Below are 15,825 nucleotides of genomic sequence, written 5' to 3' on the forward strand. Positions count from 1 at the left end.
TTTCGCGCCTCTGAGCGGCATGCCTGTCGCTGAACTCATTCCTGGTCAAGGCAGTGTGTTCAACACTTCATCGACGGACAATCCGCCTTGGTAAAGCGATTCCAGCAACCAGTCTTCACTGGCGATTGCCGGTGCCACCGTCGCAAGACGGGATGTCTGCGGCGACGGCCCGCCTCGTGGATCCGGCACCGGCACGATGGCAGCAGGCCGATCGACCCAGTAGCGTTCGTCCGCCAGAGGATATACGGGTAACGACACACGCCGCGGCGTAGCGGTGAAAAAAGTACCGAAATTGATTCGTCGCCCGCGGGTAAACTGCACTGCTGTGTATTCCAGCAACCCATCTGGCTGAGTCGGATCAGCCAGGGAGATCCCAGTTTCCCGTTCCAGCGCCGCCAGGCTCAGCGGCGCCATGGCCGCGTCGGCAGGGGAATGGACTTTTGCCTCGCCGCAGTTGCTGTGAACCTTCGCCGTTCTCGCGCCGTCGCGCCAGGCCAGGAGCAGATTCCGCAGCCCAGCTATCGAGTGCGCCACGACCGCCAGCCGATAAGGCAGCTGACGGCGTCCCACGGCCAGTGTGTATGCGACCGACGTCAGCGAAGCGTGGTTCGAGCCCAGGCAATCAAGCAGGGCATCGACGAGTTCACCGACCTGGCGCGGGCTGTGTGCAGACAGCACAACAAGCCGCGCATGCGTTTCCTGCTCCAGGTCCGCGCGCGTCGGCGCTTCGTCGATGACGACATGGGCATTGGTTCCGCTGAAGCCGAACGAACTCACTGCCGCGCGCCGGACTTCTTCCGCGCCGACAACCCAGTCCTGCAACTGCGTATTGACGTAGAACGGACTGTGCGCGAAATCGATCGCGGGGTTGCTCTGGCGATAGTGCAGCGATGGCGGCAGCCGCCGGTGTTTGAGTGCGAGCAGCACCTTGAGCACGCCCGCCACGCCGGCCGCAGCGATGGTATGGCCGATGTTCGACTTGATCGACCCCAGCGCACAAAACTGGGTGCGATCAGTCCGCTTACGGAACGCCTCGCACAGGGCCTGGAACTCGATGGGATCGCCGAGGATGGTGCCGGTGCCGTGCGCCTCGACCAACGTGATACTGGCAGGATCAATCCCGAAGCGCGAATACACGGCGCTCTCCAGCCGCTCCTGCGATTTCGTACTGGGCGCCGTGATGCCGTTGGTCAGACCGTCCTGGTTGATTCCCGAGCCGCGAATCACGCCATGGATATTGTCGTTGTCGCGCAACGCATCCCTGAGCCGCTTCAGCAGCAGCACACCGGCGCCTTCTCCAGCGACAAATCCGTCTGCACGGCTGTCGAAAGAATGGCAGCGGCCGGTCGGCGAGAGCATGCCGGCACCGGCGGCACTACCGATCATTGCTGGAGTCGACAGCACCGTGACGCCACCGGCCAGGGCCAGGTCCACCTCTGCGCTGACTAGCGCACGGCAAGCCGTGTGTATGGCGACCAGTGAGCTTGAGCACGCCGTGTCGATGGCCACGGCCGGGCCATGCAGGTCCAGGTAATAGGAGATGCGTGACGCGATGACTGACATCGCATTGCCCCAGAACGCCTGGGGTGGGGCCGCTTTGATCAGCGAACCATAATCGCCGCTGCCGCAGCCGACATACACGCCACAGTTGCTCCCTTCGATGGATCCGGCGTAGCCGCCGTCCTCGACCGCTTTCCAGCATTCCTCCAAAAAGACACGTTGTTGCGGATCCATGTATTTCGCTTCGCTCGCCGAAATCTTGAAGAACATCGGATCGAAGCGATCAATATCGGACAGGAAGCTGCCCCATAGCACGTGGCCATCAATGGCGTCGTTCGGCCAGCGGTCTGCCTGACGCACGGAATCCTTCGCCGAAGCGATGTTGCGCCACAGCTCGGCGGGGCTGGACGCATCGGCGAAGCGGCAGGCCATGCCGATGACCGCGACCTGATCCTCATCGATAGCCGGCCGGCCAGCCGGTTCGATCTTCCGGTCGGCGGCGCTGCCCATCGCGGCCGTGGCAGGAGGGTGTGCGCGTCCGGTAGATCGGGCATGTTCATCACGTATCCCGCTTGCTGCCTCGCCGGAAAACGCGGCGCTCGCCGGCGGCGTATTCCGCGCCTCAGCAGGCTGGCTCGATGCTGACGGCGCCGGCGCCATGCGCGCGCCAGCCAGCGCGCAGACGCGTTGGCTGAGCTGGCGCAGCGTGGGATGACTGAACAACTCGCTCGTGGCGAGCTTGATCGAATACCGGGCGCTGATCGCATGGACCCATTCGACCCCGGTCACGGAGTCCAATCCCAGATCGCTGAACGGAAGATCCGGATCCCGCACTTCTGACTCGAGATAGAGGACCTCTCCAAGCTGCATCTTGAGGAACTGTGTCACCTCATCCAGGGAGACACCGGACGTTGCTGCGGCAGGCGTAACTGCTCCAGTCGCCGCCGCGGATGCGGTTGCGGCGATCAGCGCCGCCGGTACAGGCTCATCGACCGACATGGCGGCGGGAGTTCCATCGCCTGGTGGCAGCAACAGCGCAGCATCTCCCGCCGGCGCGATCTTTCGCATCACGAAAGCGGCGAACTGGATCAGAGTCGGAAAGCTAAATATCTCTGCAGAAGCAACTTTGATACCGAACGTTGTATTGACCGCCTGTACCCACTCCACGCCGGTGACGGAATCCAGCCCCAGCTCATTGAAAGGAACTTCGATATCGATCGCGTCCGCTTCCATGAACAAGGCTTCGGCAAGCAGGCGCTGGAGGCTGTCCAGCACAGCTACCTGCGCTGGCATGGATACAACCGGCACCACGAACGCCGCGTCTGACGTCCGGATGGGTGCCGTGTTGTCCCCGCTCGGCGGTTCGACTGCGCCCGGCGCCCCGCCGCCGGCTAGCGGCGCCAGCACGATAGGCGGCCTTGACGCACCCTCCGGGCGGTCCACTGCGGCTTGTGGAGAAATCCGCCCGGGTGCGCCGCTGCGCAGCGTTGACTCAATGCCAGCGGGATCCAGCAGCCTGACCACTGGCTTGTTTTCGGTTTTTGCCGCGACGGCCGGGAGCGCAGTGGAGCGCGGCAGGGGCACCGCCGGCGGGGCGGCCGGGCGCGCATCCGACGCCGTATCGTCCTGCGGTTTTACAGGCTCTATCCAGTAGCGTTTCAGGTCGAAAGGATAGCCTGGCAGGCTTATTCGCATCGGATGCGGGGACATGGCGCCCGCAAGCGCATCCCACGCGACAGCGTGACCGGCAACCCACAGTCTGAGGAGTTGCAGATATTTCCGCTGTGCAGTCCATGTTGACACCAAGGCCTGGAAATCCGCGTCCCTCGCCAGGGCCGACACCTCAGCCTTCTCCGTCTTGGCGTCGCCGCTCATCCAGCGACCTGCCGGCGCGGCACCCTCGACGAAAGCGTCGAGAACGTCCGTCAGGTCAGCCACGCTGGCGACACAGCATGCGAAACGCTTGCGCATTGCGTTGCGGCCGACCTGCAGGGTAAACGCGATATCTGCCAGGTCGGCGTCGCGGCAGCCGCGCTGCGCGATCGCAGCGCGCAATTGCGCCGCCTGGCGGATCAGTTGTTCGTCCGTTCGGGCTGAGAGAACGATGGCAAACGCATCGATCCCACCCGGCACGAAGGCGGACGGCGGGGCGGCGACGTAAGCCTCAATCACCACATGTGCGTTGACACCGCCGAAGCCATAGGAACTCACGCCGGCGCGCCGGGGTAGCGGCCTGCCATCGATGCCGCGCCCTGCCGGCCAGGGGCGGGATTGGGAAAGAATCTCGAACGGGCTATCCTGCAGATCTATGTAGGCGTTGCGCGGCAGACTGTGCAGGCTGGGCACCAGGGTCTGGTGCCGCATCTGCAGCAGCACCTTGATGACACCTGCCACGCCGGCCGCATACTCCAGATGGCCGATATTGCTCTTGACCGAGGCCAGGGCGCACCACGGTGCTGCAAGGCCGTCGGCGGAGGCAAACTCGCCGTAGCGCTGCTCTGCCTCGGCGTACAGCTCGCGAAAAGCGCTCTTGAGGCCATTGATCTCTACCGGATCGCCCAGTTCCGTGCCGGTGCCATGGCACTCGATGTAGCTCACCGTACGCGGATCGACGCCTGCTTCGCGATAAGCGGCCTTGAGCAGCATCGCCTGCGCGACCGGATTCGGCGAAGTCAGGGTATTCGCCTTGCCACCGTGATTCTCCACGCTGGCCAGAATCAGGCCGTGGATCTGATCGTGATCGCGCTCCGCATCGCACAGGCGCTTGAGCACGAGTATGCCCACGCCCTCGCCACGCGAGTAGCCGTCGGCACTACTGGAGAATGTCTTGCAACGCCCGTCCTGGCTGAGCATCCCGGCCTTGTTGAAGCTCATGTGCACTTCGGGCGTGACGATCGTATTGACGCCCCCGGCGATGGCCAATGCGCACTGCCGCGCCCTGAGTGTCGTCACGGCGCGGTGGATAGCCACCAGCGAGCTGGAACACGCTGTCTCGATCGGTTCGCTGGGACCGTGCAGATCGAGCAGGTAGCTGATCCGGTTAGGGCCTACCGAAGGCGATATGCCGGTTGCACTGTAGCTCTGGATCGCGTGCCCGGACTGCGCGATCAGGCTTACATAGCCGCTGACCGTGGTTCCGACAAAAATCGCCGTATCGCTGCCGGCAAGGCTTTCCGGCGCATGTCCGGCGTCCTCGATGGCGTGCCACACATGCAGCATCAACAGGCGTTGCTGCGGATCCATGTACAGCGCTTCGCGTGGTGATATGCCGAAGAAAGCAGGGTCGAAGTCCCCTACTCCGTCGATGAAGCCGCCCCACTTGATGTTGGTCTTGTTCGACTCAAGCAGCGGGTCGCCATAGAACTCGCGCCAATTCCAGCGGTCCGGCGGGATCTCGCCGATGCCATCGACGCCGGCGGCCAGATTGCTCCAGAACGCCTCGATGTTTTTCGCTGCGGGAAACGCACCGCTCATGCCGATGATGGCGACGGGCTCGGGTTCAGCCGCGTGCTGTACCGCCCTGGCATGGACAGGCCAGGGCGATGGTGCCGACAGAGCTGGCGCGCTGCCGGTTATGCTCAGCCCCGCAATCGGTGGCGCTGGTTGCTGCATCGGCGGGGCGACGGATGCTGGCGCCGCCCGCGGCTGCAACGCGCAAGCCACGGCGCTGCCTTGGGTGGCGGCGAGATGGGCGCAGAAACGCCGTAAGGTCGGATGTTCGAAGAAGACCGTCGGCATGACGGGCACGTCGAAAAACGCCTGTAGCCGGTTGCCCAGTTCCGTGAGGTTTATGGAATCGAAACCGTACTCGCTGAGTTCCGCATCCAGGTCGAGATCTCGAGTTTCGATCTTCAGCAGCGCCGAAACGACTGACAGCACGTGTGCGTGCAGTAGCTCCTCCAGCGCAGCCGGCGCTGCTGCGGGCGCCGGCGGCACAGGGGCGGCAACCGCGGCGGCGTTGCCGGCCGACGGCGTGAGCGCATGTGCTACCGCGGGCTCGCCCGGAAAATCGCCAGACTGCGCCAGCAGGTAGGCCGAGAACGCGGCGATGCTGGGATACTCGAAGAAGATCGTCGGCAGCAGGGACATTCCGCTCGTCTGGCTGATCCTGTTGGCAAACTCGGTCAGCGAGATTGAGTCGAAACCGTATTCGCTGAAATCACTGTCGACGTCCAGATCCGATTCGTCGATCTTCAGTTGTGCCGATACCTCCTGTAGCAGCCGTTGCTGCAGCTGCTGCAGTGCATCCGCACCGCGCTCGGTGCGGCTGGGGGGCGTTGAGGCCGTCGGCGGCAGGCTGGTCCTGGCCGTCGTCGGCGCCGGCACGGCTGCTTCGTGACTGATCACCGCCCACTGGCCGGATCCGACCAGGGCGAGATGCTCCAGCACCGCCATGGCGTCTTCGTCTTTCATCGGCAGCATGCGCCGCTGCTCCATGTCCGCGCGTGCCGCTGCGCCGGGCTGCATGCCCCCGTTGGCCCAGAGCGGCCAGTTGACGCAGGCGCTGTGCCCGTGCCCCCGCCCTTCCCTTACGCGACGCATGCGCTCATGGACAAACCCGTCGAGATAGCCGTTTGCTGCGGTGTAATCCACTTGTCCGGGGTTGCCGAACAGGCTGCTCAGCGACGAGAACACCACGAAAAACGCCAGCGGATCCTGCCGCGTGGCGCGTTCGAGATGGGCAACTCCGGCAACCTTGGCCGCCAGCACCTCATGGATCTCCTGCGCGCTCTTATTGGCAATAAAGCTGTCGCGGTTCACTCCGGCACAATGCAGCACGCCGGTGAAGGAACCGTAGTGCTGGCGCAGGTTGGCCAGCGACGCGACCACGTGCGCCTCGTCCGACACATCCAGCGACTCATAGACGATCCTGGCGGAGGCCGTGCGGTTGGCATCGAGGAATTCCTGTGCCTGCCGGTCCAGCGGCCTGCGCCCGACCAGCACGAGGGTGACGGGCTGGCCCAGACCTGTCAGGTAGCGGACCAGCGCGCGGCCGACCCCGCCCATGCCCCCGCTGATCAGGATCACCGCGTCGGCGGGTAATTGATACTTTGCACTACTCTTCCATTGATCAACTGCCACGAGGCGACGCTCCAGACGGCGACCACCCTCGTAGAAAAGTTCGCGTGCGTCGCCTTGGGCCTGGGCCGCCAGCAAGTCAGCCAGCACGTCGCTCCGCGGCACTATCGGGAAACCGAGCAGGCGCGTCTGCAGTGACGGGTACTCGCGCCCGGCGCTGGCCAGCAGACCGGCCAGTCCGCACATCAACGCGCTGTCGGCGGCTTCGGACTGGACGACAACGCAAAGCAGGCGGTTTGCCGCCCCCTGCGTGGCGATGTGCCTGCAGATATCGACAAGCTGCGTGACGAAATCGCCGTAGCGTGCTTCTGGGGACTGAGCCTTACTGACGAGGAACTGGTGCTGGCCCTGCACCGCGCCAAGGTCGGGCGTCTCGCTTATGCCCACGAAACACACCAGCGCATCGGCAACGCCTGAAACCGCCGGCTGCGGCGATGCAACCACCGTCCATCCGGGAGCCAACACGGTCAACGCCGCCGCCGGAAGTGACGGCACAGGCTGCACCGAGCGTGTGGTGTAGCCGCGCAGCGCCACGGCAACACGGCCGTGCGCATCCGCAAGATCAATATCGAAGCGGCTGACCGGCGCGCCCGCAACCCGGCCCGCTTCGGCAGGTCGCGCCCAGACCACTGCCTGCGCCGGACAAGCCGAATAGACGCGGACCTCCTCCAGCGCGAACGGCAGCGACATCCCTGCCGTACCCTGCCCAGCGGGCGCGGCGGAAGCGACGATGCCGGACAGCGCGGCAACAGCCTGCAACGCTGCGTCCATGAGGCTGGGATGAAGCACATAGCTGCTGTGGTCCGCCGCGACAGCCGCTGACAGACGCAGTTGCGCTAGCACGAACGGACGAGCGACATCCTGCGAGATGGCCACCTCGCTAAGCGCCTGCATAGCCGGGCCGTACTGAGCGCCGCCCACACCGGCACTGTGATAGAACGCAGCCGCGGCGATGCGCTGACTGGCGCACTGCGCCCGCAGCAGTGCGAGGTCAAGTGTCGGTGCCGCTGCCGCCGGCAACATCTGGATCTCGCCCTGGCTGTGTACGCGCACCGGCTGGTCCTGCGGCACCGAAACTATCCTGAATCGCAGCCGGCCGGTTTCGTCACGCCGCAACTCGGTGCAGACGCTGGCGGACGCGCCCTCCAGCACTACGGGTTGCATCCAGACCACGCCACGAATACATGCGATCTGTCCCGACGCGTCCTTGTCTTCCAGCAGACCGGCTGCCGCGCGCGCCATTTCCAGATGGGCCACACCCGGTAATAGTTGCCGCCCGCCGAGCACGTGGTCGCGTAGGAAGAAATCTTCTGGACCAAACGTGGATAGAAAGGCAAGTCGCTCAAAGTTACTGATGTTCACATGCACCATCGGGTGCAGGCGCACCGCGGTCGCTGATGACTTGCGCCGGGGTTCGAAGCGGCCGCCGATCCAGTGCGAGCGCCTTGCGAATGGATAGGTTGCCAGGCTGCACTTGGTCAACGTTGCCCATGTCGCGTGGTAAGCCGGCCTCCATTCGATCTGCTGTCCCCGCAGCCAACCGTCCGCGACGGGCTGGAGGTCTCCCTGGGTAAACAACTCGACGATTCGCTGCGGCGCCGGACGGTCGGCGCTGCCTGCCGCTGACGCCACATCGTGACGGCGCGGCACGACGTGGCGGTAGTGGCCCTCCAGCCCACCGGTCGCAAATTCGTCGAGCCGGCTGATCAGTGCCGCAACCGTGGAACAGATCACCGCAAGGCGGTGGGCATGCTCGTCACGGCCCACCGCCAGCGTGTAGCCGATCGAAGGCAAGTCTGCGTCGCCGTAGCGGTAGGCCTCGATCGAACGCTTCAGGCCGGCGGCATACTGCTCCAGCTGGGGGCGCGAGCGGGCCGACAGCACGACCAGCACCGGCAGCGAAGCCCTGTCCGGCGGCGCGGGCTCGGGTTTAGCGTATTCCTCGACGATCACATGCGCGTTGGCGCCGCCGGCGCCAAAGGACGATATGCCGGCCATGCGTGGCGCCCGCGCTCGAGCTCCCTCGTGAGGCGTAGGTGGAGCGGGCCAGACAGCCAGTTCGCGCTGCACGCGAAACGGCGAGTTGCCGAAATCAATGGACGGATTCAGGCTTTCGGAATGCAGGCTGGGAACCAGCATCTTGTGCTTGAGCTGCAGCAGCACCTTGGTCAGGCCGGCGATGCCGGCGGCGCTCTCGCAGTGACCGATATTGGACTTGACCGAGCCGATGGCGCAGAACTGGCCGCGAGCGCGCAGCTGTTCTTGGTCTGGCGCCGCGCGATAGAACGCCTGGGTAAGGCCGCTGATCTCGATGGGATCGCCGAGCGCGGTTCCGGTGCCGTGCGCCTCTATATACGACAGCGCCGACGGATCAACGCCGCCCTTGCGTAGCGCCGTCTCGATCAGCGCGGCCTGCGCCGTGGGATTGGGCACGGTATAGCCGTAGGTCTTACCGCCCGAATTGATGTGCGAGCTGCGGATCAACGCGTAGATCTGGTCATGGTCGCGCCTTGCAGCGTGCAGCGGCTTGATCACTACCGCACCTACTCCCTCGGCCGGGATAAAACCGTCACCGTCTGCGGCAAAGCTGCGGCATCGGCCCGAACTGGCGTGCATAGTCATCAGCGATTGCTGGATGTACTTGTTCGGGTGGATGGAAAGATTGACGCCGCCGACGATCGCAGCCTTGCATTCGTCGCGGCGAATGCTGTCGATAGCCAGATGCAAGGCAGTCAGCGAGGCGGAGCACATCGTATCGACGGCCATGCTCGGACCGCTCAGGTCCATGCTGTAAGACACCTGGTGCGCTACCGAACCGTAGGAGATTCCGCCGAGGTGATAGACCCCGTCCGCCGTGCGGGCGTCGTGCAACTGATAGTCGCCGTGCATCACTCCGACAAAGACCCCGACCTCGCCGGCATAAAGGCGCTTCAGGCAGGACGAGCGGTGCCCGGCGTCTTCCAGTGCTTCCCAGGCGGTCTGCAGGAACAGACGCACCTGCGGATCCATAAAGTCCGCCGTCGAAGGAGCGACACCAAAGAACAGTGCGTCAAACATGTCAACATCGTTGATGAAACCACCGCAGCGCGTCGCGCCTTGCGGCAGTCGCGGCACGCCATCGGGAAGATAGTCGTCGGCGCGCCAGCGTTCAGCGGGAATTTCTGTGATGCAATCGCGTCCCTGGGTAAGGTTTTCCCAGAATGCGATCAGATCGGCCGCGCCGGGGTATCGTCCGGCAACGCCGACCACCGCGATCGCCGATGCATCGTCAGCGCGGCTTTCTGTCCTCTCTGCCGAACCCGCATCTGCCGGGGCGGCGTAAGAGGAAATACTGCTTTCTGGCTCGTCGGCATCTGCCGCAGACTTGGCGTATCCCGGCTGGGCAAAGCGCGCCAGCACTGCCCTTGCGCGCGCCACATATACCGCGGCGGCAAGATCGGCAATGGTCTTGTGCGCAAAAAACAGCGTTGGCTCCAGTGCCTCGCCCAGCTCCCGCTCCAACTGCCGTGTCATGGCCGCGACAGTCAGCGAATTCAGGCCGAAGCGCTGTGTATTGTCTTTGGGATGCACATGGTCCAGCGGCGTCTCGGTCACCCGCGCGACGAGTTCGACCAGAAACTGCTGCAGATTCGCCTGCGCCAGGGCCGGGTCTGTGTTTGTGTGTAAGACCTCCGTAGGGGCGGCCGCTTCATCGCGTCCAGCCATGTCGTCGCGACCAGGGCCGTGGCCCGCTGCGGATCCACTGCCGGACGCCGGTAGCGAGGTCTGTGGGAGGCTGGCCGCGAGAAACATGTCCTGAGCCGCGGCCGCAACGGGCAGCCAATGCCGATGCTTGGCGAAACAGTATCCAGGCAAGCTGATGCGCCGCGCGCGGCGCGCTTCAAGCTCATCGGTGAGGCCGCTCAGGCTCGCATCGCCCCCTGCCCAGCGCCTGGCAAGCGCCGCCAGTTCCGTCGGCGACAAGCCATTGCGGCCTGCCCCTTGCCCGACCGACGGCGGCGCGCCGGCCGCGACTCCGAACCAGCCTCCGCACTGCTCGACCGTCCGAGTGGCGAAGCGGTCAGCAGCAGCCTGAGGCGGCGAAGCGATGAACGCGTCCAGGCAGCGCACCAGTTCGTCAACCGATTCGACAACCAGTGCGAGGCGGAACTCGCCGTGACGCCGGCCGCCTGCCAGGGTGAATGCAGCATCTGCCAGCACCGGTGAGTGGCGCTCAAGAAACCTTGCCAGGGCATCTGCCTGCTGCCGCAACTGTGCTTCGCTCATGCTCGACAGCACCAGCAGATGCGGCTGTGCCACTGCAGGCTCGCTCGCAGGCTCGAGTTGCTCGCCGAGCAGCAAGTGTGCCGTAGCACCGCCCGCCCCGCTCGAATTGACCAGCACCGTGCGCGCAAGTCCATCGCCGCGCGCAGGCCAGGGACGTGCGGCGGCAAGCAATTGCACCTGCTCCGACTGCGCGGAGACGAAGGGACTGGGCGGCGCGCCTGAACACAGCGGAATCATCTGATCATGCTGTAACTGCACAATAGCCTTGATGATCTGCGCCAGCGCCGAAGTCGATTCGAGATGGCCCAGATAATCTTTGCTGGTGCCCAGATAGCACGGCACCGCGCGAGCGGCGCCGGCAATGACCTTTTCTATCGCGTTGTATTCCGCGGCATCTCCCATCGCCGCACCCGCCGCGCAGCATTCGACGAGATCGATACGCGCCGGGCTGAGTCCCGTATCCTGCAGCAATTTCTGCACGCCCTCGCTTTGTGCCACCGAGCTTGGCGCGGCGTACTGGAACGTGCTGCCCATATGCCCGATCAGCGAACCCAGAAGATGTGCGTAGACATGGTCCCTGTCGTCATTGGCCAGATCGGAGCGCTTCAACAACAAGGTCGCGACGCCTTCGCCAGGCACCCAACCATCCGCCGTCAGCGCGAACGGTTCGGCGACTCCGCGCTCGCTGGCGAAACCCAGGTTGCGCAGCATCACCTGGTGATACGGGTGCGCAAACAAGTTGACGCCACCTACCAGTGCCATGTCGCACTCGCCGATGCGCAGCGCCGTACACGCCAGGTGCAAGGCCGTCATCGCCGAGGCACACGAGGTGTTGACCGTGAGGCTGGGCCCTTTCAGGTCGAGGGCATGCGAAATGCGGTTTGAAACACCGGAGGCATTCGAGGCGAACGCGGTCACGCCACTGCGATGCCAATGCTCGACGCCGGCCGATGCATAGTCATCTCGCATGATCCCGCAGTAGACGCCTACACGACCCAGGCGTGGATCGTCGACACAATAGCCGGCATCCTCCAGGCACAGCCAAGCCGACTCCATCAGGCGCCTTTCCTGCGGATCCATGCTCCTGGCTTCCGGAGCGGAAATGCCGAAGAAGCGGTGGTCGAAACAATCGATATCGTTGAGGTAGGAGCCGATAAAGGATTGCTGCGCCAGCGCTGGATGGCTGGCGTCCCAGAGTTGACGCCGCTCCAGAGGCAGCGGGCCGTAGATCGGCTCGCGCCGCGACAGCGCGCGCCAGAAGCTGTTTAGGTCACTGCTCCCCGGGAAGTTGAAGTGGATGCCGATCAGCGCGATGCGTCGCGCCGCGGCAGGATCGGCCTCTGCCCGTGGCGCGCTCGGCTGCGGCACTTCCTGCACGGGCGAATCCGGCAGCGTCTGTGCAACCGGCACGACGGGCGCCTCGGCGCACTCGGCCGCGGGCCCCGGGCAGTCCAGCAACACCAGCAGCGCATGGACAGTCGGTTCAGCCAGAAACGTATCGATGGGAATCTCAACGCCGAACGTTTTCTTGATGCGCTCGGCGAGAAATACGATGGTCAGCGACGTCGCGCCCGCTTCAAACAGGCTGGTGTGTTCATCTAGCTGTGCGTGATGCAGGAGTTCCGCCACGATCTCTAACAGCTGCCTGCGCACCTGCACCTGCGCAACCTGGCGCAGTGCAGGCTCGGCGACAGGCGCCGGGCCAGCTGGCAGCGCAGCCAGCCGGTGCGCGCCAGCCGGCAGCGGCCATGGCAAGGCAGCGCGATCGACTTTGCCGTTGCCACTGACCGGCAGGCTGGGCATGACGCAGGTGAAATTCGGCAGCATTGGCTCTGGAAGGTATTTCTCCAGAAAGCCACGAAGCCGCAAATGGTCAAGCGTAGGGCTGCGGCTGGCGACATAGGCGACTACGCGCGGATCCGGCGTATTTCTGTCCTGCAACAACACGACCGCGTGATCGACATCCTCGTGTTTCTGCAGCACGACCTCGATCTCGCCCAACTCCACGCGGAAGCCGCGGACTTTGACTTGAGTATCGGCGCGACCGAGGAAAATCATGGTGCCGTCGGACTCAAAGCGCGCGAGGTCACCCGTGCGGTACATCCGCGCCTGCCGATCAGCGACGAACGGATCAGGCACAAAGCTGCGCCGGGTCAATTCCTCCGAGGTGTAGCCGTCGGCAAGGCACAGGCCGCCAATATACAGGTCGCCGGCCACGCCGACCGGGCATGGCTGCAGGCGTTTGTTCACAATGTAATAACGCGCATTCTGGATCGGCTTGCCGTAGGGAATGCTGCCCCAGCCCGAGCCTACTTCGCCAATCCGATAGAAATTGGACCAGACGGTCGCTTCGGTCGCACCGCCTAGGCTGACAATTTGCGCATGTGGGAACGCGCAGCGCATCGCGTCTGGCAGCTTGACCGGTATCCAGTCACCGCTGAGGAATACCAGGCGCAGATGCAGGTGTCGTGCATCGCCCGGCTGCTCGGCCAGCAGCGGCACCAGCCGCTGAAGATTGGCCGGCGCCGAGTCCCAGAAGGTAATCGGCTCGGTCAGCAGCAGGTCAAGCAACGCCCGCGCGTCGCGAATAGCCAGCTGAGAGGCGACGCGGATGCGCCCACCGGCCGCCAGCATGCCGAAAAGATCATAGACGGACAGGTCGAAACAGAGCGAGGTGACGAATAGCAGTGTGTCGTCAGCACCGACAGAGAACGTTCGGTTCACCCACTCGATCAGATTGACCACCGGCTGGTGCCGCACCATCACGCCCTTGGGCTTCCCGGTCGATCCGGAGGTGAAGATGGTATAGGCGAGATCCCCAGCACTGACCGCGACGGCAAGATTCGTCGACTCGCGCTGCATCCAGGCAAGCGGGCCATGAACCGCGACAGCGGTTCTGCCGATGCCGGTGCGCGCGGGGTCTGGCAGCGCATCGAGATAGATGACGTGTCGCGCGCCGCAGTCCGCTTCGAGCAGTTCGACCAGTTCGGCCTGGTAGCAGGCGTGCGTGATGATGATGCTGGCTGCCTGCTCGCGTACGATGCCGGCATTGCGTTGCTGCGGATGCTGGGCGTCCAGCGGAACATAGGCATTGCCGGATTTCAGGATAGCCAGCAGTGCGACCGGGATATCGATGCGCCGGTCCAGCATCACGCAGACGTTGCTTGCCGCCGTCCCCGCCAGCGTTTCGATGAAACGCGCAAGCCGGTTGGCGCGTTCGTTCAGTTCGCGGTAGCTGCAGGCGGACGCGTGATCATAGATGGCCGGCGCATCAGGGCGCAGCGCTGCCTGTCGTTCGAATAGCTGATGTATGCACGCGCTTGCCTCGAACGCGGCATCGGTCATGTTCCAGTCCTGGACCTGCATCTGGTATTGCTGCGAGGACAATACCGGCAACGCAGCGATGTCCGTGTCCGGATGATCGATGCACTGCTGCGCGAGCTGGGCAAAGGATTGCGCAAGGCGATCCACCATACCTTGCGCGACAAACGATTCGCGACAAGTCAGCACATACCGGATGCGCCGATTTGCCAGCTCGAAGCGACACAGCAAATCCAGGCCGAAGGTTTGCAGGTGACGTTCGTCGAGACGGTTGCGCTGCGCGTCGCTCCTGCCGCCTTTGCCGCTCTTGCCGCAATACCGCACGACGAACTGGCAGAGCCGGTTGAAGCCCGCCTGGCGCGCCTGTGTCAGCGCGTTCTCGAGCGCAGGGCCCGTCGTGTTGCGAAGCATCGCAGGAGAAGTCTGCATCTGCTGCAGAAGGTCGCGGAACGAAGTGCCCTCGGTGAACGATGCGGTGAACAGGCGCGCGGGCTGCGTCGGCCCCACGCCCGCTTCGTTTCCCAGGCTGGCGAGAGTGATGCACGGATCATCGGCGTAGCGGTGCAGCAGCAGCGCCCAGACTGCCATGAGCAGTTCGGCGACACCCCGCCGTTCGGCGGTAGCGAAGCGCGCAAGCACTTCAACCAAATGCTCCGGTAACCCTTGCGCTATGGACACGACCGCACCGCTGCCCAGCGCATCGGCGCCGAGCAGCAGTGGCTTGTCGCGCAGTGGCGGCTGGACTGGCGCGATACCAGCGGCGCCGTCGCTGACACTGCCTTCTGCCGATGCCAGAGACACCAGGGCACCTTCCCGGCCTTTGTGCAGCGCCACAGCGCCGTGCGACAGTTTCACCACGACGCTATCGCGATCGCCGCCGACCTGCGACGTCGACGCTGCCTGAACACGCTGCAGTGCCGCGCCACTGAGCAGACACCATAGCGCCGCAAGCACCATTTCGGCCGCGCGCACCGGCTGGCCCAGTTGCAGCGTCGAACCCGGCTCAAGGGGGCGGCCCTTTTGCAACCTAGCCAGATCGGCCAATACGCTGTCATCGCTGAGCACGACCTGCTGTCCGCTCGCATCGACGCAGACAATGGTGGTCTCGCTGTCGCTGTCTACGACGTAGGCGACGTCGGCAAGATCAGCCCAATAGCCGGTATCCGTCTCCAGGTCGATGATGGTGGCGATACTGTCCAGCAGCAATGCCGTACAACTGGACTCGGTCACGACGACCCTGGCCCCGCCCTGCTCCAGCGCGCGGCATAGCGACTCGCCGGGCAGGGATGGATCCAGCACAACGATGCGGCTTTGGCTTCTGATCGCGGCGCCCAGCGCCAGCGGCAGTCGCGATGGATCACGCAGCAGCACAAAAACTGCATCGCCTGCAACAACGCCCAGGCTGGCGAGGAAACTGGCCAGTCGCGCGGCATGCTGCTGCGTGCGCAGTGGATCGCTTTCGTCAGGCCCCGCAGCCGCAGACACAGCTCCCGACGCCGCCGCCAGTCCGGCGCCCTGCCGGCCTATGACCCGGATCAGCCGAAGTGGTGCGTTCGCGGATATGTACTCGTGCAGCCATTCGTGTTCTAGCATTGCCGATCCAATTGCAGTTCTGCGGTTGTCTGGTCTCGCCGGCCTGACAGGCCGGCAACGGGTCAA

Annotated in this window: 1 protein-coding gene; it reads right to left on the reverse strand. The window is 64.5% G+C overall.

The window, feature by feature from the left end; translation table 11 throughout:
• Positions 1-45: 45 nt before the first annotated feature.
• Positions 46-15,759, reverse strand: coding sequence for an amino acid adenylation domain-containing protein (locus RUU78_RS15900; RefSeq protein WP_313918351.1), 15,714 nt, complete (start codon positions 15,757-15,759; stop codon positions 46-48).
• Between the last annotated feature and the right edge of the window lie 66 nt (positions 15,760-15,825).

The sequence above is a fragment of the Tahibacter sp. genome (assembly GCF_032229445.1).
Lineage (GTDB): Bacteria > Pseudomonadota > Gammaproteobacteria > Xanthomonadales > Rhodanobacteraceae > Tahibacter.